Here is a 17370-nt window from a genome sequence, read left to right as displayed (position 1 = left end):
TTCTGGTTCCGGAATGTGGCCGCGCTCACGCCCGGTCGCGCAGCCGGTAGAAGCGGAAGATGTCGTGCTCGACGGGCAGCACGTCGACCCCGGCGAAGCCGGCCTCGCGGGCGTAGCGCTCCAGCGTGGCCGGGCGCATCACCGTGCCGGTGCCCGCCGAGGGCCGGGTGGACAGCCCGTCGGGCAGGCAGCAGGTGACGCTGAAGCCGTACATCAGCCGTTCGACCTGGTCGCCGGGCGCGGTGAACCGCTCGGCCACCCGCTCGTCGACGACGAGCACGGTGCCGCCCGGGCGGGCCATCCGGCGCATCGCGGCGAGCACCGCCACCGGGTCGGCCAGGTCGTGCACGCACTCGAACGCGGTGACCAGGTCGTAGCTGCCCTGCTCCCCCGCGGCCGCCGCGTCCACCGTGGTGAACCGGACCCGGTCCGCGACGCCGGCCTCCTCGGCGTTGCGCCGGGCCTGCTCCACCGAGGGCTCGTCGACGTCGTACCCGTCGACCCGGGCCTGCGGGTAGGCGCGGGCGATGCCGATGGCCGACCAGCCCATGCCGCAGCCGACGTCGGCGACCCGGCCGCCGGCCTGCAGCGCCGCGTCGATCTCCGGCACGGAGGCGAGGTCCTGCGAGGCCATGGGGCCGAGGAAGTAGGCGCGGTTGCCGGCGGCCTGGGCGCTGCGGGCATCGCCCATCTCGGCCCAGGACAGGCCGCCGCCGGTGCGGTAGACCTCGAGCAGCCGCGGCACGTTCCCGCTGAACACCAGTGCCTGCTGCACGAACGGCGGCATGTAGGCGAGGTCGTCGCGGTCGACGAGGACCGGGCGGTGCGCCTCCGGGAGCGTGTAGCGCCGCTCGTCGGGGGCGGCGGCCTCGTCGTCCACGGTGAGGAGGCCGGCCACGGCCTGCTGCTCCAGCCACTCGCGGGCGTACCGCGGGGCGGTGCCGGTGCGCTCGGCGAGCTCGGGCGCGGTCGCGGGGGCCTCGGCGAGGGCGCGGTACCAGCCCAGCTCGCTGCCGAGGTGGACCGCGGCCAGCTCCAGGGTGGCGATCACCCCGTCGAAGAGCCGCTCGGCCAGGGCGGTGGTGGCGTCGACGGGTGGGGTCTCGGTCGTCGTCATGCCCCCCGACCGTGGCCCGGCACCGCTCGCCCGGCCAGAGCCCTCCGGCCCGGGCGAGCCGGCCCGTCCGGAGGCTCGCCGCGAGCCTGCCAGCGGTGCGGAGGACGGGTCCTCCTAGGGGTCCTTCACCGAGACGGTGACGGTAAAGCGCCGGTCGGACGCAGCGACCTGCGTGGGGCCGACCAGCCGGCGCAGCGCGGCCCGGTGCGGCAGCCGGTTGTTGTAGACGCACCACAGCTCACCGCCGGGCCGCAGCACGCGCCCCGCCGCGGCGAACAGCCGGTCGGCCGCACCGGTCACCACGGCCGCGCCGAGGTGGAAGGGCGGGTTGCAGACGACGAGGTCCACGCTCGCGTCCGGCACGGTGGACGCCGCGTCGTCCCGGACCACCCGGACCCGCTCGGCCACCCCGTTGGCCGCCGCGGTTGCCTCTGCCGAGGCCACCGCCGCCGCGGACTGGTCACCGGCCAGCACGGTCAGCCCCGGCCGGGCGAGGGCGAGCGCGGTGGCCAGCACGCCGGTGCCGCTGCCGAGGTCCAGCGCCGTCCGGGCGTCGGGGGCCATCCGGGGCAGTGCGGCGAGCAGGGCGCGCGTGCCGGCGTCCACCCTCGTGCCGGCGAAGGCCGCGCCGTGCGCGCAGACGGTCAGGCCCAGGTCGGTGTGGTGCTGCCGGCGTGGGAAGGACGTCGCCACCCCTTCCCGGGGCCCGCGCGCGACCAGCACCCGCGACTTCTGCCGGGCCAGCGTCGCGTGCACGTCGGTGAAGCCGAGGCCCAGGACGTCGTTCATCGCGTGGGTCATGTGCTTGACCCGCCCGCCGACCAGCAGCGTGACGTCGGGCGCGGCGGAGGAGGCCACCACCTCGGTGAGCTCGCGCAACGCATCGAGGGACTTCGGCGCCTTGGCCAGCACGAGCCCGACGCCGTCCGCCAGCCCGGGACCCAGCGGCAGCGAGCGGAACGTGCCGGTGAGCCCGGTGCGCTCGGCGTTGCGCACCAGGGCCAGCTCGCCGACCAGCAGGTCCTGGTGCACCCGGACGTCGCGGGCGCCGGCGGCCACCGCGCCCAGGGTCAGCGCGCCGTAGGAGTCGTCGACGACGGCGACCGCACCGGGGCCGGCCGCGGCGAGCAGGTCGGCGGCCTCGTCGAGCAGCAGCCGGTCGGTCGCGTCGACGGCGACCAGGTCCGGCGCCTCGACGTCCGGCTCCCGCCGCAACTGCTCGAGGAGCCCGGAGTCGGCCACGGCACTCCCTCCCCGCGAGGTACTGGAACGGCCGCCCTTCAGGGGCCCGCGCCGAGCCTGCGAGGCGTGGGGGGAAGGGTGGTCCTCGTTCAGACGCCCGACAGGCCCACCGGGCAGGAGACGCCGGTCGAGTGGATCGGGCAGTAGCCGCCCGGCACCTTGTACAGGTACTGCTGGTGGTAGTCCTCGGCGTAGTAGAAGTCGCCGAGCGGCGCGATCTCGGTGGTGATCTCGCCGTAGCCGGCCGCGGTCAGCCGCTGCTGGAAGGCCTCGCGGCTGGCGCGGGCGGCCGCCTCCTGCTCCGGTGAGGCGTAGTAGATGGCCGAGCGGTACTGGGTGCCGACGTCGTTGCCCTGGCGCATGCCCTGCGTCGGGTCGTGGTCCTCCCAGAAGACCTTGAGCAGCTGCTCGTAGGAGGTCACCGCCGGGTCGAAGACGACCAGCACGACCTCGGTGTGGCCGGTCTGCGCCGAGCAGACCTCCTCGTAGGTCGGGTTGGGCGTGTAGCCGCCGGCGTAACCGGCCGCGGTCGAGTAGACGCCCGGCTGCTCCCAGAAGACCTTCTCCACGCCCCAGAAGCACCCGGCCCCGAAGACGGCGGTCTGCATGCCGTCGGGGAACGGCGGCTGGATGCGGTTGCCGTTGACCGCGTGCAGCTCCGGGACGTTCGGCAGGGGCGTCGGGCGGCCCGGCAGCGCCTCCTCGGCTGCCACCGGCTGGGTCTTGGTCCGGGAGAAGAACATGCTCCGAGCGTAGGCCGGGTCCGCAACCGACCCGGCGGACCGACCAGGCCCGATGCAGGATCGGGGCATGGCTGCGACGACGCGTGAGTGGCACCTGGCGGCCCGGCCGCACGGCGAGCCGACCCCCGAGGACTTCCGGCTGGTCGAGGTACCCGTCCCCGAGCCGGCCGCGGGGCAGGTCGTCGTCCGGATGGTCGTGATGTCGGTCGACCCGTACATGCGCGGCCGGATGCGCTCGGGGCCCTCCTACGCGCCGCCGTGGGAGGTCGGCGAGGTGATGAAGGGCGGCGCCGTCGGCCGGGTGGTCGACTCGCGCGCACCCGAGCTGCCGGAGGGCTCGCTGGTCCTCACCGACGCCGCCTGGCGGGAGACCGCCGTCCTCGACGCCGCCGCGGTGACGCGGCTGCCGGCCGAGGAGGACGTGTCGCCGTCCTGGTACCTGGGCGTGCTCGGCATGCCGGGGCTGACCGCGTACGCCGGCCTGTTCCGGGTCGGCGCCTTCCGCGAGGGCGACGACGTGTTCGTCTCCGGGGCCGCCGGCGCGGTGGGCAGCCTGGTCGGCCAGTTCGCGCGGCTGCGGGGGGCCGGCAGCGTGGTCGGGAGCGCCGGCTCGCCGGAGAAGGTCGCCTGGCTGCGGGAGCTGGGCTTCACCGCCGCCTTCAGCTACCGCGACGGGGTCGCGCGCGGGCTGGCCGAGACGGCGCCCGACGGGATCGACCTGTTCTTCGACAACGTCGGCGGCGAGCACCTGGAGGCCGCGATCGGCGCGTTCCGGGTGCACGGGCGGGCCGCGCTGTGCGGCTCGATCTCCGGCTACAACGCCGTCGAGCCGCCGCCCGGGCCGCGCAACATGGGCCTGATGGTCGGTAAACGGCTCACCCTGCGCGGCTTCCTCGTCAGCGACCACGCCGACCTGCGACCGGAGTTCACCGAGACGGTGACCGGCTGGCTGCGCTCGGGCGACCTGGTGGTCCGGGAGACCGTGCACGAGGGCATCGAGCAGGCCGTGCCGGCCTTCCTGGACCTGCTCCGCGGGGGCAACGTCGGGAAGATGGTCGTCCGCCTGGCGCCCGACCCCGACTGAGGCCCCCACCGGCCGAGCGAGGCAGACTGCCGATCATGTGGCTCTTCCTCACCAGCCGGTTGCGCACCTGGCTGCTGCTGACCGTCGTCGTCCCCCTCGCCACCGGGCTGCTGCGCCGGGCCGGGCAGGTGCTCGAGCGGCGCACCGGGTCCACGCCGGTGACGCGGGCGCTGTACCGGGCCGGCGACCTCGGCGACCGCGCCCGCGCGACGCTCCGCGGCGGGCGCCGTCGCCGGTGACCACCAGCGGCGCGCACCCGGGCCTGGACCACCAGCCGGCCGCGGGGCCGACCCGGGCGCTCGCCCTCTTCTGCCACGGCGGCACCGTGGCCAGCGTCCAGCCGCCCAAGGAGCGGGCGCTGTCGCTGCTGCGGATGCGCGCCATCGAGCAGTTCGTGCGCGCCTCCGCCGCCGACCGCGGCCTGGACACCTACCTGCTGCGCTACCGGGTCGCCGGCTGGAACGGGGTGGCCGCCGACGCGTACGCCGACGTCCGGTGGGCGCTGGGCGAACTGCGGGCCCGGCACGGGGACGACGTCCCGGTCGTGCTGGTCGGCCACTCGATGGGCGGCCGCGCGGTGCTGCGCGCCGGGGACGACCCCTCGGTCCGGGCGGTCTGCGCGCTCGCGCCGTGGACGCCGCCGGGCGAGCCCGTCGAGCACCTGCGCGGGCGGACCGTCGCGATCCTGCACGGCCGCGGCGACCGGTGGGTGCCGGCCGCGCTCTCGGGCGACTTCGCCGTCCGCGCGGAACGAGCCGGCGTGCGCATCGCGCGGTTCACCATCGCCGGCGGGCACAGCATGGTGCGCCGGGCGCCGGTCTGGCACACCTTCGTGCGGGACGTCGTCCTCGCCGGGTCCGGGCTCGCACCGTGGCGGGCCGAACTGCGCGCGGCCCTGGAGAACCGCGAGCTCTCCGCGTCCCTGTGACCGGGACGACGCGCCCGCACCCCGTACCGACGAGTGGCCCAGTTCGTCGGTCGGTCCTCGTCCGAGGAGGTCTCGGGTGTTGCCACGCCCCTCCCCTCGTGCGTATGAGGGTCACGGAGTCGCAGTCCACTGGTCCCGGTGACGCCGGCCGGCACCTGTCCGGCAGACGACACGGTTGCCAGTCGCGTGGTCTCGTGCGTATGGGGAGTAGTGATCTCGAACGAGCTCCCGGGGCTCGCGCGAGCAACAGAGGGAGAGGTGAGCGCCATGGCGGCCAAGTTCTGGCCCCGTCGTGGAGAGACGAGCGCTGCGCAGGGTCCTCGGACGGCTGCGCGCCCCAGGGCTGTCCCCAGGCGCTCCAGCGACGCCTCCAGGTGTGCGGTCTCCCCCGAGACCCCGGACCCGGCCGTGCTCGAGGAAGGCTCCGAGCAGGACCTCCTCGCTGGGTTGAACGATCGACTGATCCGCGTGCTGGCCGGGTTGCACGAGGCTCCCTGCGCCGTCGCCGAAGCGACGGTCCAACTCCTGCCGTTCGGTTCACGAGCCGGGCTGGAGGCCGCAGAGCTGGCCGTCCTCGAGCGAGACGAGAGCGGACAGGAGTTCCTACGACTGACGCCTGCCGCCTACGTGGCCATGGCGCAGGCAGCAGCGAGAGCGGACGGAACTGCTGACGCGGTCATCGAGTGGGAACGACGTCTCGAGCGCGCGCACCGGGCGAACGTCAGTCGAGCACGCTGCTAGAGCGACCGGTGTGGTCGATGAGGTCTCGGTACCTCCTGAGCGCGTTGGCCACACCGGTGTGGCTCAGACCGAGCGCCTCTGCGGCAGCCCGGTTGCTCGGCACCCCTCCGGTCTGCTCGATCTCGTCGAGCAGGTACGTGACCACCCGGACGAGGGTCGTGTCACCGGCTTCGTGCGCAGTCGACAGAGCCCTCCGCACCAGTCGTGCATCGGCTCTCGCGTCCAACCTCGCGACGATCTCGTCATCCGTCACGTAATGGCCGGCGACGTCCACGAGGTCGGCGGGGTCGATCAGTGTGATCCGTCGACCCTTGCGCAACCTGTCGACTGCCGCATTGAGCGCTATGCGCACCAGATACCCGCTGGGGTTGCGAGAAGTGTCCACCTTCCCCCTGCGGGCGGTGTCCTCGAACTTCACGATGGCGTCGAGCGAGATCTCCTCCAGATCCGTCTCGGGCAGGTCCGTGAAACGTCTGCGCAGGACAGCCACCAGCCAGGTCGACAGGGCCTGCACTTGCTGCGTCGACGGGCTGCTCTCCCCGTGGCTCAACCTGAGGACGGCTTCATCGAAGCCATCCCGGGAACCGGAGGACTCACGGGAGGGAGTCATCGGTGACTTCGCTCAGCAGGTTCTTGAACAAGAGCAGTGCGGTCTCAGCGGTGTCGAGACACACTCGCGCACGATCTGCCGTCTCCGCCAGGTGCGGTTCCCTCCTGAGCTCCTCCGCCAGGTCGAAGTAGCTCTGGATCACCTTGGAATGGTCGAACAGGCGTCTGCGACGCAGCTCCCGCAGACACGTGACCACCGCATCACGATCGGCTTCGTGGAAGAGTCGTGACACCAATTCGGAATCTCTGGCCGACCGACTGCAGCGACGTCCCGCATCTCCCCGCTGCCGTCTGTCCCACACCTCGAGAGCGTGATCCGTCGCCCCCTTTGCGAGGGCTTCGAGGAAGGGGTCGTCCTGGGCTCGCACATCGACGGCCGCGCAGGCAGCATGCAGCTCGGCCTGCCGGTGGATGATCACGGACCGGGCCATGTCCCGCCGGTCCTGCACGCTGAACTGACCTGGGAACCTCGCTTCGACGTACTCAGCCAGAGCAGGTACGAGTTCCTCGATGTAAGCCTCGGTGAGCCCGCCGTGAGCGCCAGGTGCGGCGAGGACCCGATCAATGACGCCCCTCACCTGCAGAATTGCCTGCAACGTCGCCGCGCTCACCTCAGGGTTCCCCCACCCTTCAGCCCGCCGCGCCGGCCGGTGCCGAAGCGCACTGGCTACTGTATGGGACGATCGAGGACCCTTCGATGGAGTCGGGCATGTCCCTCGCCGTGGCAATGATTGTCGCGGCGGGCTTCGCGATGATCGGTTTCCCGTTCAACCACCTCCAGGCCTGGATCAGCTGGGGGCGCTGGAAGACCCTCGGGCTGCTCCTCGTGTACCTCTCGACAGTGGCCGTCGGCGGAGGCGTGATCGGCTGGGCCATCGGATCCTTGGCAAGGACCCAGATCAACCCCAACGACGCTGTGAAGGGGCTCTGCTACGGACTCATCGGCTCGGTCCTGCTGCGGGCCGACTTCCGATCTCGACGCAAGCCTCCGGCTGAGCTGCGAGATGCGGTGTCCATGCTCACCAGCGTCATCGAGTGGATACGCCAGGCTCTCGAGTCGGTGATGGACAGGGCGATCGGGAACTGGGCCGGTGAACAGAGCCCCGAGAGTCTCGAATACCACTCGTTCAACGCCCTCAAGGGCATGCAAGGCAAACTCGAGCCTCGGCAGCGGAGAACCCAACTAGAACTCCACACCCCGGCCATCGAGAACATCTACAGCTCCGACGACAAGAAGCGGAAGGACGCGCGGGCCAATCTGATGGCCTTCCTCCGGACCTACTACGTGGAGCAGCACCTACCCCGACCCACCCTGCACCTCTGGCAGCACCGCGAGGCGTGAGGCAGGGGCGCGGACCGAGCACCGCACCGGGCTCGGACCCACGCGAGGACGGGCCCGGCCGGTCGACGTCCCGGTGACGCCCGGGTCGGCCGCTCTCGACCGTGCCCCGCCAGCCGGGCCCGGCCCGTCCCACCTCAGGAGAACAGCGCGCTGTAGCCGTTGAGCGCGGGCTGCCCGCCGAGGTGGGCGTAGAGCACGGTGGACGACGGGTCGATCTCCCGGCGGCCGACGAGGTCGATGGTCGCGGCCATCGACTTCCCCTCGTACACCGGGTCGGTGACCATGCCCTCGGTGCGGGCGGCGGTCTCCATGGCGCGGATCGTCGTCTCGTCGGGGATGCCGTAGACCCCGGCGGAGTAGCGCTCGTCGAGCTCGACGTCGTCGAGGGTGAGCTGGCGGCGCAGGCCGATCAGCTGCCCGGTGCGCTGGGCGATCCGCAGCACCTGGTCGCGCGTCTCGGCAGGTCTCGCGGAGGCGTCGACGCCGAGGACCCGGCGCGGGCGGGCGCCGTCCTCCTCGAGCCTGGCGAAGCCGGCGACCATGCCGGCCTGCGTCGAGCCGGTGACCGAGCAGACGACGACGGTGTCGAAGAAGACGCCCAGCTCGGCCTCCTGGGCGGCGAGCTCCTCCGCCCAGGAGGCGAAGCCCAGGCCGCCGAGCGGGTGGTCGCTGGCGCCGGCCGGGATCGCGTAGGGTCTGCCGCCGCGGGCCTCGATCTCGGCGAGCGCGGCCTCCCAGCTCTCCTTGAACCCGATGCCGAAACCGGCCTTGACCAGCCGGACGTCGGCGCCGGCCAGCCGGCTGATCAGGATGTTGCCGACCTTGTCGTAGACGGCGTCGGGCCAGTCGACCCAGCTCTCCTGCACCAGCACGCACCGCAGGCCCACCCGCGCGGCGACCGCGGCCACCTGGCGGGTGTGGTTGCTCTGCACGCCGCCGATCGACACCAGCGTGTCGCAGCCCTGGGCCAGCGCGTCGGCGACCAGGTACTCGAGCTTGCGGGTCTTGTTGCCGCCGAAGGCGATCCCGGAGTTCACGTCCTCGCGCTTGGCCCACACCGCGGCGCCGCCGAGGTGCTCGGTGAGCCGGTCCAGCCGGTGCACCGGCGAGGGGCCGAACAGCAGCGGGTACCGGGGGTGGTCAGACAGTGCCATCAGGGGTCTCCTCCAGCTCGGACAGCAGCGCCGTCCAGATCTCGGTGGTGGTGGCGACGGCCGTGCCGGCGTCCGAGGCGGCGCAGGCGGCGATCAGGCGGTCGTGCAGGTCGACGGACTCCCCACCGTGCGCCGCGGCGAAGCGCCGGCGCTCCAGCCGGCGGACGGCGGGGGTGAGCCGCTCGACGGTCGCGGTGAGCGCGGCGTTGCCGCAGCGGGCCAGGAGCACGCCGTGCAGGTCGTCGTCGGCGGCCAGGGCGGCGTCGACGTCCCCGGCCCGCACCGCGGCGGCGAACCGCCCGTTGGCCGCGCGCATGGCGGCGACGTCGTCCGGGGTCACCGCAGGGACGGCCTCGCGGACGGCGAGCTCGTGCATCGCCCGGACGACGACCGCGGCGTCGCGGACGTCGCGCACCCGCAACGGCGTCACTCGGGTGCGGCTCTGCGGCTTGGCCTCGACCAGGCCCTCGTCGGCCAGCCGGGCCAGCGCCGCGCGCACCGGGGCCACCGACAGGCCGAGGCGGGCGGCCAGCTCGGCGTCCTTCACCACCGCGCCGGGCTCGAGGTCACCGGAGACGATCGCCGCCCGGATGCGCTGGAGCGCGACGTCGCGCAGTAGGACGCGGGAGACGGGAGCCAGGGTCACGACTGACATCTCAGATGTCAGTCGCGCTCGCGTCAACCCCCTGCGGCCATCCCGCGGACATGGCCGGGGGGCTCAGCTGCTGAGATCCGGTGCGGCGTCGTCGGCCAGCCGGCTCCAGATCAGCTCGTCGTGCTTGAGCCCGTCGCCGTACCGGTACGAGCGGCGCAGCCGTCCCTCGAGGGTGAAGCCGGCCTTCTCGGCCACCCGGCCGGAGGCGGTGTTCTCCACGGCGTGGCACAGCTCCACCCGCTCCAGCGGCACGGCCGCGAAGGCCCACGTGCAGGCCGCGTCCACCGCCCGGGCGGCGACGGCGCGCCCGCGGGCGGCCGGGACGGTCCAGTAGCCGACCTGCGCGTTGCCCTGCGCGACGGCGATGGAGTGCAGTGACACCGAGCCGAGCAGCGCGCCGGTCACGGCGTCGGCGACCGCCCAGGAGGCGTGGTCGCCGGCGGTCCAGTTCCCGCGCCGGCGCAGGAAGGCCAGCGCGTCCGGGCGGGTCGTGGCCGGCAGGCCGTTCCACAGCCGCATGAGCGGGTCCTGCATCGCCGCGACGACGTCGTCGGCGTCGTCCTCCCGCCAGGGCCGCAGACGCAGCGCGCCGACGTCGAGCTCGACCGGGTCCACGGGGAGCCATCCTCCCCGGACCCTCACGCGGGGACGGAGACCCCCACGCCGCCGCGGGTTGCGGCCCCGTAGCGGGCGATCTCGCGGTCGAGGTCCAGCGGGGCGGTCATCGGGGCGCCCTCGGTGAGCTCCGGCGTGATGAGCGCGGCGGGGAGCAGCCAGGAGACCTCGAACCCCAGCCCGTCGGGGTCCTGCGCGTAAAGGGCCTTGGTGGTCACGTGGTCCGAGGCCCCGACCAGCGCGCCGGCCTGCAGCAGCGCGTCGCGGACCCGGGCCAGCTCGGCGAGCGTGTCGACCTCCCAGGCCAGGTGGTACAGGCCGACGGTGCGCCGGCCGGCCTCGGAGGCACCGGCCGCGGCGCCCACCTGGAACAGGCCCAGGTCGTGGTCGTTGGTCGACCCCTCGGCCTGCAGGAACACCGCGGCACCGGGGATCTCGGTCTTCACCCGGAAGCCGAGGACGTCGCGGTAGAAGGCGAGGCTGCGCTGCACGTCCCGGACGTAGAGGACGGCGTGGTTGAGGCGCTGGACGGGCACGGCGGGCTCCTGACGGGTCGGTACGACGGCGTCCAGTGTGCGCGCCACTGCTTGAGTATTCAAGCATCCATGGCGGCCGATCGGGTAGGGCCCGCCCATGGACCACTCACGCGCCCCCGTCCTCGAGGCACTGCAGGAGTTCCGTCGCCGCGGCGACCTCGTCTACGGCCCGCCCGGCCACAAGCAGGGCCGCGGTGCCGACCCGCGGGTGGTCGAGGTCGTCGGCGAGGGGGTCTTCGCCTCCGACGTCCTCTCGCTCAACGGCCTCGACGACCGGCGGGAGTCCCAGGGGGTCACCACGCAGGCCGAGGACCTCATGGCCGACGCCGTCGACGCCGACAGGGCCTTCTTCTCGACCTGCGCGGCAGCTCGCTGTCGGTGAAGAGCGCGATGATCTCGGTCGCCGGGCCCGGCGAGAAGCTGCTGGTCAGCCGCAACGCGCACAAGTCGGTGGTCGCCGGGCTGATCATCAGCGGCATCCAGCCGGTGTGGGTGCACCCGCACTTCGACCCGGACCTGCAGCTGGCCCACCCGCCGGAGCCGGAGGACGTGCGCCGGGCGCTGGCGGCCCACCCCGACGCCAAGGGCGTGCTCCTCATCACGCCGACCGACTGGGGCACCTGCGCGGACATCGCCGGGGTCGCCGAGGCGTGCCACGCCGCCGACGTGCCGCTGATCGTCGACGAGGCGTGGGGCGCGCACCTGCCCTTCCACCCCGACCTGCCGGCCTGGGGCATGGACGCCGGCGCCGACGTGGTCGTGACCAGCGTGCACAAGATGGGCGGTGCCATCGAGCAGAGCTCGGTCTTCCACCTCCAGGGCGACCGGGTCGACCCGAACGTGCTCGAGGCCCGGGAGGACCTCCTGGGGACGACGAGCTCCTCGTCGCTGGTCTACCTGACGCTGGACGGCTGGCGGCGCCAGATGGTCGAGCACGGCGCGGACCTGCTCGGCCGTGCCCTGGAGCGGGCCGCGCGCATCCGGGCGGCCATCGACGGGATGGACGGGTTGTCGCTGATGGGCCGGGAAGTGGTGCACCCCGGTGGCGCCTTCGACCTCGATCCACTGGTGTTCACCATCGACGTCCGGCCGCTGGGGATCACCGGCTACCAGGCCGGTGACTGGCTGCGCGCCGAGCGGCACGTCGACGTCGGGTCCGCCGACGCCTGCCGGATCAGCGCGCGGATCACCCACGCCGACGACGACGAGACCGAGAAGGTCCTGCTCGACGCGCTGCAGGGTCTGGTGGACGGCGCCGGGTCGATGGAGCGCCCGCCGCGGGTGGACCTGCCCGAGCCCCGGTCGCTGGAGCTGGAACAGGCGATGCTGCCCCGCGACGCGTTCTTCGGCCGGGTCGAGCAGGTGCCGGCGGCCGAGGCGGCCGGCCGGATCGCCGCGGAGATGGTGAGCCCCTACCCGCCGGGGGTGCCGGTGCTCGCGCCCGGTGAGCGGATCAGCCAGGAGGCCGTCGACTACCTGACCACCGGGGTGCAGGCGGGGATGCTGGTCCCGGACGCCGCCGACCCGTCGATGCAGACCCTCCGCGTGGTCGCCTGATGACAGCGGGAGCATCGCAGCGAGCGCCGGCGAGCGAGGAGCGGACCGAGGCGCGGAACCAGGCCAGAGTCGTCGCGTGAGTCGGGAGGCGCAGCGGTGACCGAGGACGTCGACGTCGTCGTCCCGGCGCCGCTGCGCTTCCTGCTGCCGGGGCGGGACCGGCACCGGGGCGTCCGGCGGATGCGCTTCGACCCCGACGCCACGGTCGCCCACGTCGTCCAGGCCGCCGGCGTGCCCCTGACCGAGGTGGGCGAGGTGCGGGTGGACGGCCAGCTCCTGCCGCTGTCGGCGCGCACCCGTCCCGGCGCCGTCCTCGAGATCGGGCCGGTCCCCCGCCCGCAGCCGGTGCCGTCCGGCGGCTTCCTGCTCGACGTCGGGCTGGGCACGCTGGCCCGCCGGCTGCGGCTGCTCGGTCTGGACGCCGCCTGGTCCAACGACGCCGAGGACGCCGACCTGGCCGCGCGGGCCGTCGCCGAGGAGCGGGTGCTGCTGACCCAGGACCGCGGCCTGCTGATGCGGCGCGGGGTGCCCGGGGCGCTGGTGCGCGGGAGCCGGCCGGACGACCAGCTGGCCGACGTCCTCGACCGGTTCGCGCCGTCCCTGGCCCCGCTGACCCGGTGCACCGCCTGCGGCGCCCGGCTCGAGCCGGTGCCGAAGGCCGACGTCGCCGACCGGCTGCCACCGGGCACCCGCCGGACCTTCGACGACTTCTCCCGCTGCCCGGCGTGCGGCCGGGTCTACTGGCGCGGCGCGCACGCCCGTCGCATCGACGAGCTCGTGGCGGCCGCGCGGCGTAGGTGAGGCTCACTTCGGCCCCCGGGGGCCACGGCCTGGCCCCGGTGTGACACCCCGGGCGGGCAGTCCAGGAGCGACCGCCCATGCCTGACACCCCGCTGCGAGGCCGCCGTGTACCTGTCGAAGACCGAGGCCGCCGTCCTGCCCACCACGCTGGTCGGCACGCCGGGACGAGCTCCGCAGGCCACCGGCCGGCGCCGCGTCTGGCCGCTGCTCGGGCCGGCGTTCGTGGCCGCGGTCGCCTACGTGGACCCGGGCAACTTCGCGACCAACTTCTCCGGCGGCGCCGCCTTCGGCTACACGCTGCTGTGGGTGATCGTCGCGGCCAACCTCATGGCGATGCTCATCCAGTCGCTGACCGCGAAGCTCGGCCTGGCCACCGGCCGCGACCTGGCCACCAACTGCCGCGAGCAGCTGCCCAGGCCGGTCACCCGGGGCCTGTGGCTGCAGGCCGAGGCGGTCGCGATCGCCACCGATTTGGCCGAGATCGTCGGCGGCGCGGTCGCGCTCAACCTGCTGTTCGGCGTCCCGCTGCCCGCCGGCGGGCTGATCACCGCCGTCGTCGCCTTCGTGCTGCTGGCCGCGCAGTCCCGCGGGCACCGGCCGTTCGAGCGGGTGATCACCGGCCTGCTGCTGGTCATCGGGCTGGGCTTCGGCTACACGCTGGTCGGCTCGGGCGTCGACGTGGGCGGGCTGGCCGGCGGCCTGGTGCCCTCCTTCGCCGGTCCGGACAGCCTGGTGCTCGCCGCCGGCATCCTCGGCGCGACGGTGATGCCGCACGTCATCTACGTGCACTCCGCGCTCACCCCGGGCCGCTACGGCGACGTCGTCACCGCCGGGCGCTCGGCCGAGGGGCGGCGCCGCCTGCTGCGGGCCCAGCGGCTCGACGTGCTGCTGGCCATGGGCCTGGCCGGGCTGGTCAACGCGGCGATGCTGGTCATCGCGGCGCAGCTGTTCACCGGCGGGGGCGACGCCGGCTCGCTGGAGGGCGTGCACGCCGGGCTCGGCGACCAGCTCGGCGCCGGGGCCTCGCTGGCCTTCGCGCTCGCGCTGCTGGCCTCGGGGTTCGCCTCGTCGTCGGTCGGCACGCACGCCGGCCAGGTCGTCATGGCCGGGTTCCTGCGCCGGCACATCCCGGTGCTCGCCCGGCGGCTGATCACCCTGGCCCCGGCGCTGCTGGTGCTGCTGCTCGGCGGCGACCCGACGACCGCGCTGGTCTGGTCCCAGGTGGTGCTCTCGTTCGGCATCCCGTTCGCGCTGGTGCCGCTGCTGTGGCTGACCAGCCGGCGCGACCTGATGGGCGGCTGGGTGAACCGGCGGGTGACCACCGTCGCCGGTGCGGTGGTCGCGGCCCTCATCATCGGGCTGAACGGCCACCTGCTGCTGGGCTTCGTCCTCGGCTGAGCGGCTGGACCTCCGCCGTCCGTCCCGGCGAGATCGACGAACTCGTGGCGATCACGGCTCGATGGCCACGAGTTCGTCGCTCGCGGCCTTCAGGCGGGTTCCGGGACGCCGCCCGGGTCGCCCCCGGGGTCGTCGGGTGTCGGCTCGATCGGCGGGGGCGGGAGGGGCTCCGGCGCGTCGGGGAGCAGCTCGCCCGGGTCGTCGGGCACCGGCTCGGTCGGATCGATGCTCGGACCCGGCTCGGGGATCGGCGCGACCATGGGGGGAGTCAAGCAGCGTCCTGCACACCAGGCCTCGCGGGGGTGGGGTCCCCGCAGGTCGCCCGCGCCAGGCGACATGAGCACCGACGCACGCGCTCCTGGCCCACCTCCTCGCCCGGCGGTGGCGGACCACACCCAGGTCCGTGACGTTCGACCGCACCGCCGGAGGCGGACCCGTTGGCTCTCGGGTGGGGAGGGAGAAGCATGGTCGCGCCCGGCGATGCGCTGGGCGTCGGGACGCACACGGGAGCCCACCATGCCCGAGTCCGTGGGGGCCGGACCAGGTGCGGCCTGGTCCGGCCACGAGTCCGGGCAGCCGCACGCTGCCACCGACACCGCGTTCGCGGTGGGTCGCAGCCGCGGGGAGACCGCGCGGCTGCAGAGGCAGGCCGAGGAGCTGGCACCGCTGAGCCGGGTCCTGCTCGAGCGCACGGCACTGGGGCCGGGACAGCAGGCGATCGACGTCGGCTGCGGCCCCCGTGGCGCCCTCGAGCTGCTGGTGGAGCGCGTCGGCCCGACCGGGCGGGTCGTGGGGCTGGACTCCGATCCGGCCCTGATCGAGCTCGCGGCGGGTCTCGCCGCGGGCCGCGGTTGGGGCAACGTGGCGCTGGTCTGCGCGGACGCGCAGCACACCGGCCTGCCGTCCGCCACGTTCGACGTGGTCCACACCCGGACCCTGCTGATCGGACTGCCGCAGCCGGCAGATGTGCTCACCGAACTGGTCCGGCTGGCCCGGCCGGGCGGCTGGGTGGTCGGCATGGAGCCCGATGCCGACCACCCGGTCTGCCATCCGCCGCACCCCGCCGTCGACCGGCTCTTCGACCTGCTCACCCGTGCCCTGGCCCGTGCGGGCGCTGATCCCCACCTCGGTCGCCGCCTGGCCGAGCTGTACCGCCAGGCAGGGCTGGCCGACGTCACCGTCGAGGTCCGGGCTCCGGTGTGTCCCCCGGGGCACTCCCGGCGGACCGCCCTCGCCGACCTGGTCGGCTCGCTGCGCGCGCCGATCCTGGGCCTGGGCCTGGCCGACGAGGGCGAGCTCGAGGAGCTGGACGCAGCGGCTCGGCGCCACCTCACCACGCCCGAGACGCTGGTCGTCCCCGACCTCTTCTTCCTCGCCTGGGGGCGCACGCCCACCCGGTGAGGGGCGAGCTCACTGCCCCGCGCCCCTCCCACCTGCTCCGCGGGGCCGTCCGGTGCACGCCGCTGGTTCCACGTGGAACCGGAGGGTCAGACCCCGCGCCAGGCGGCGTCGAAGAAGCCGACCTCCAGCTGCATCGCCCGCCGGTACGCCGTCCGCACTGCGGGGACGTCGGAGCCGTGCCGGTCGAGCAGCCGCTCCAGGCCGGCGGCGAGTTCCTCGAAGCCCGGGTCGGCGTAGGTGGTGACCCACTCGGCGTAGTCCCCGGCGCGCTCGGCCGACAGCGACCGGCCCAGGTGCGCGTAGAGCCGCATGCACGGGGTCATCGCGGCGCAGGTGGCGCCGACCCCGCCGAGGGACGCCGTGGCCAGCAGGAAGTCGGTGTAGGCGGTGGTCGCCGGCAGCGGCTCGACGCCGGCGAGGTCGATGCCCCAGCGAGCGGCGTAGCCGGCGTGCAGCCGCAGCTCCTCGCGGACGCCGACCAGCAGGTCGGCGAAGGCGTCGAGGGTGGCCCGGTCGGGGCTGTGCGCGACACCGAGGGCGTAGGCGCGGGCGAAGGACTCGAGGAAGAAGGCGTCCTGGGCGACGTAGCCGGCGAAGCGCTCCCGGGGCAGCGTGCCGTCGCCGATGCCCGCGACGAACGGGTGCGCCAGCGCCGCCGCGGCCAGGTCGGCGTTGGCCTCCCAGAGGTCCGTGGAGATCGTCACGCCGCCTCCACCGCCATGCTCACCGCGCCCAGTCCTGCGCCATGCTCACCGCGCCGAGTCCTGCGCCATGCTCACCACGCCGAGTCCTGCGCCATGCTCACCGCGCCGAGTCCTGCGCCATGCTCACCACGCCGAGTCCTGCGCCATCGCCCAGAAGGCAGTCTCGGCGGCGACCACCTCGGTGAACACCGCGTCGGCGTCGGGTGCGGGGACGCCGTCCGCCGCCGCCTCCAGGCCGGCGACGTAGTCGGCGAACCCGGGCTGCGTCCAGTGCTCGACGAAGGCGTGGTACCCCTCCGCGCCGGGCCGCGCGTGCGACCAGGCGTCGAGGTAGGTGCGCTCGATCGTCCACAGCGCGGTCAGCGCCGTCCCGACGTCGGCGTCGTCGAGCCGCCCGAGCAGCTCCGCGTAGGCGGCGGTGGCCGGCAACGCGGGCGTGCCGAGGTCCAGCCCGCGGAGGGCGGCCTGCTCCTCGAACCAGGCCAGCTCGTCGACGAGCGCGACCAGCCCGCCGGCGAGGACGGCCTGCGCCGGCCGGGGGACGCGGGCCAGCAGCCGGGCCTGGAAGCGCAGCAGGTCGGCGACGAAGCGCGCGTCCTGCACCAGCCAGGTGTCGAAGGCGGCGACCGGGATCGTCCCGTCGCGCACGGCGCCGAGGAACGCGTGGCGGGTCGCTGCCCGCCAGGCGTCGGGATGGCGGGACGGGAGGTCGGTGACCGGCACGGCGGCGACCGTACGCGTCG

At 74.2% G+C, this 17370-nt stretch carries 22 protein-coding genes; 10 read left to right on the top strand and 12 right to left on the bottom strand.

Annotated elements, in window-relative coordinates; all coding sequences use genetic code 11:
- Positions 1-25 precede the first annotated feature (25 nt).
- The 3 genes from BLS21_RS17285 to msrA all read right to left on the bottom strand — a co-directional run bounded on the left by BLS21_RS17285 (position 26) and on the right by msrA (position 3102).
- Positions 26-1117 carry a class I SAM-dependent methyltransferase gene (locus BLS21_RS17285; protein WP_091221251.1) on the bottom strand — a complete coding sequence of 364 codons (1092 nt, stop codon included), beginning with the start codon at positions 1115-1117 and terminating at the stop codon, positions 26-28.
- Positions 1118-1231: 114 nt separating this feature from the next.
- A complete protein-coding gene (locus BLS21_RS17280; protein ID WP_091221249.1) occupies positions 1232-2359 on the bottom strand; it encodes a class I SAM-dependent methyltransferase in 1128 nt (375 codons plus the stop codon).
- 89 nt (positions 2360-2448) lie between these two features.
- Positions 2449-3102, bottom strand: coding sequence for a peptide-methionine (S)-S-oxide reductase MsrA (gene msrA / locus BLS21_RS17275; RefSeq protein ID WP_091221246.1), 654 nt, complete (start codon positions 3100-3102; stop codon positions 2449-2451).
- A 67-nt stretch (positions 3103-3169) separates the two neighbouring features.
- Between msrA and BLS21_RS17270 the strand changes: the two genes are divergently transcribed.
- The 4 genes from BLS21_RS17270 to BLS21_RS25620 all read left to right on the top strand — a co-directional run bounded on the left by BLS21_RS17270 (position 3170) and on the right by BLS21_RS25620 (position 5855).
- Complete coding sequence (locus tag BLS21_RS17270; RefSeq protein WP_091221244.1) at positions 3170-4186, top strand: NADP-dependent oxidoreductase; 1017 nt, start codon at positions 3170-3172, stop codon at positions 4184-4186.
- 35 nt (positions 4187-4221) lie between these two features.
- Entirely contained in the window at positions 4222-4425 is a 204-nt protein-coding gene (locus BLS21_RS17265; protein ID WP_091221241.1) for a hypothetical protein, read from the top strand.
- Positions 4422-5114 (top strand): alpha/beta hydrolase, encoded by a 693-nt coding sequence (locus BLS21_RS17260; RefSeq protein ID WP_091221238.1) that lies wholly within the window; start codon positions 4422-4424, stop codon positions 5112-5114. The genes BLS21_RS17265 and BLS21_RS17260 overlap by 4 nt, the downstream gene beginning before the upstream one ends.
- A 408-nt stretch (positions 5115-5522) precedes the next feature.
- Positions 5523-5855 (top strand): hypothetical protein, encoded by a 333-nt coding sequence (locus BLS21_RS25620; protein WP_091221235.1) that lies wholly within the window; start codon positions 5523-5525, stop codon positions 5853-5855.
- On the opposite strand, the gene BLS21_RS17250 is transcribed toward BLS21_RS25620, so the two are convergent.
- A complete protein-coding gene (locus BLS21_RS17250) occupies positions 5836-6465 on the bottom strand; it encodes an RNA polymerase sigma factor (protein WP_091221233.1) in 630 nt (209 codons plus the stop codon). The two genes, BLS21_RS25620 and BLS21_RS17250, sit on opposite strands and share 20 nt — an antisense overlap.
- Positions 6449-7075 carry a hypothetical protein gene (locus BLS21_RS17245; RefSeq protein WP_091221230.1) on the bottom strand — a complete coding sequence of 209 codons (627 nt, stop codon included), beginning with the start codon at positions 7073-7075 and terminating at the stop codon, positions 6449-6451. The genes BLS21_RS17250 and BLS21_RS17245 overlap by 17 nt, the downstream gene beginning before the upstream one ends.
- A gap of 98 nt (positions 7076-7173) precedes the next feature.
- Between BLS21_RS17245 and BLS21_RS17240 the strand changes: the two genes are divergently transcribed.
- The gene (locus BLS21_RS17240; protein ID WP_139177183.1) at positions 7174-7806 is read left to right on the top strand and encodes a hypothetical protein; all 633 of its coding nucleotides are present in this window, start codon (positions 7174-7176) and stop codon (positions 7804-7806) included.
- A gap of 134 nt (positions 7807-7940) precedes the next feature.
- On the opposite strand, the gene BLS21_RS17235 is transcribed toward BLS21_RS17240, so the two are convergent.
- The 4 genes from BLS21_RS17235 to BLS21_RS17220 form a co-directional block, all read right to left on the bottom strand.
- Positions 7941-8960 (bottom strand): 1-aminocyclopropane-1-carboxylate deaminase, encoded by a 1020-nt coding sequence (locus BLS21_RS17235; protein WP_091221225.1) that lies wholly within the window; start codon positions 8958-8960, stop codon positions 7941-7943.
- Positions 8947-9606 carry a GntR family transcriptional regulator gene (locus BLS21_RS17230; RefSeq protein ID WP_217636178.1) on the bottom strand — a complete coding sequence of 220 codons (660 nt, stop codon included), beginning with the start codon at positions 9604-9606 and terminating at the stop codon, positions 8947-8949. The genes BLS21_RS17235 and BLS21_RS17230 overlap by 14 nt, the downstream gene beginning before the upstream one ends.
- Before the next feature lie 72 nt (positions 9607-9678).
- Positions 9679-10230 (bottom strand): GNAT family N-acetyltransferase, encoded by a 552-nt coding sequence (locus BLS21_RS17225; RefSeq protein WP_091221219.1) that lies wholly within the window; start codon positions 10228-10230, stop codon positions 9679-9681.
- Positions 10231-10253: 23 nt separating this feature from the next.
- Positions 10254-10766 carry a VOC family protein gene (locus BLS21_RS17220; RefSeq protein ID WP_091221216.1) on the bottom strand — a complete coding sequence of 171 codons (513 nt, stop codon included), beginning with the start codon at positions 10764-10766 and terminating at the stop codon, positions 10254-10256.
- Positions 10767-10863: 97 nt separating this feature from the next.
- Here BLS21_RS17220 and BLS21_RS25615 point away from each other — a divergent pair, with 97 nt between their 5' ends.
- The 4 genes from BLS21_RS25615 to BLS21_RS17205 all read left to right on the top strand — a co-directional run bounded on the left by BLS21_RS25615 (position 10864) and on the right by BLS21_RS17205 (position 14522).
- Positions 10864-11148, top strand: a complete 285-nt coding sequence (locus BLS21_RS25615; protein ID WP_217636177.1) for a hypothetical protein — start codon at positions 10864-10866, stop codon at positions 11146-11148.
- Complete coding sequence (locus BLS21_RS17215) at positions 11145-12323, top strand: aminotransferase class I/II-fold pyridoxal phosphate-dependent enzyme (RefSeq protein WP_217636176.1); 1179 nt, start codon at positions 11145-11147, stop codon at positions 12321-12323. Before BLS21_RS25615 ends, BLS21_RS17215 begins: the two co-directional genes overlap by 4 nt.
- Before the next feature lie 96 nt (positions 12324-12419).
- Positions 12420-13124: a Mut7-C RNAse domain-containing protein gene (locus tag BLS21_RS17210; protein WP_091221213.1), complete on the top strand. Its 705-nt coding sequence runs from the start codon at positions 12420-12422 to the stop codon at positions 13122-13124.
- A gap of 105 nt (positions 13125-13229) precedes the next feature.
- Complete coding sequence (locus tag BLS21_RS17205) at positions 13230-14522, top strand: Nramp family divalent metal transporter (RefSeq protein ID WP_091221210.1); 1293 nt, start codon at positions 13230-13232, stop codon at positions 14520-14522.
- Positions 14523-14611: 89 nt separating this feature from the next.
- Here BLS21_RS17205 and BLS21_RS25235 read toward each other — a convergent pair whose 3' ends face one another.
- Entirely contained in the window at positions 14612-14782 is a 171-nt protein-coding gene (locus tag BLS21_RS25235; RefSeq protein ID WP_175479609.1) for a hypothetical protein, read from the bottom strand.
- A gap of 256 nt (positions 14783-15038) precedes the next feature.
- Between BLS21_RS25235 and BLS21_RS17200 the strand changes: the two genes are divergently transcribed.
- Positions 15039-15923 carry a methyltransferase domain-containing protein gene (locus BLS21_RS17200; RefSeq protein WP_175479608.1) on the top strand — a complete coding sequence of 295 codons (885 nt, stop codon included), beginning with the start codon at positions 15039-15041 and terminating at the stop codon, positions 15921-15923.
- Positions 15924-16009: 86 nt separating this feature from the next.
- Here the strand turns inward: BLS21_RS17200 and BLS21_RS17195 are convergent, their stop codons facing one another.
- Both BLS21_RS17195 and BLS21_RS17190 read right to left on the bottom strand, forming a co-directional pair.
- Positions 16010-16627, bottom strand: a complete 618-nt coding sequence (locus tag BLS21_RS17195; protein WP_091221205.1) for a TenA family protein — start codon at positions 16625-16627, stop codon at positions 16010-16012.
- Between the two features lie 123 nt (positions 16628-16750).
- Entirely contained in the window at positions 16751-17350 is a 600-nt protein-coding gene (locus tag BLS21_RS17190; RefSeq protein ID WP_091221202.1) for a TenA family protein, read from the bottom strand.
- Between the last annotated feature and the right edge of the window lie 20 nt (positions 17351-17370).

Source organism: Geodermatophilus siccatus (assembly GCF_900103785.1).
In the GTDB taxonomy this organism is placed as follows: Bacteria; Actinomycetota; Actinomycetes; order Mycobacteriales; family Geodermatophilaceae; genus Geodermatophilus; species Geodermatophilus siccatus.
Note: the sequence above shows the minus strand (reverse complement) of the source record. Positions and strands in the feature narration are given on the sequence as shown.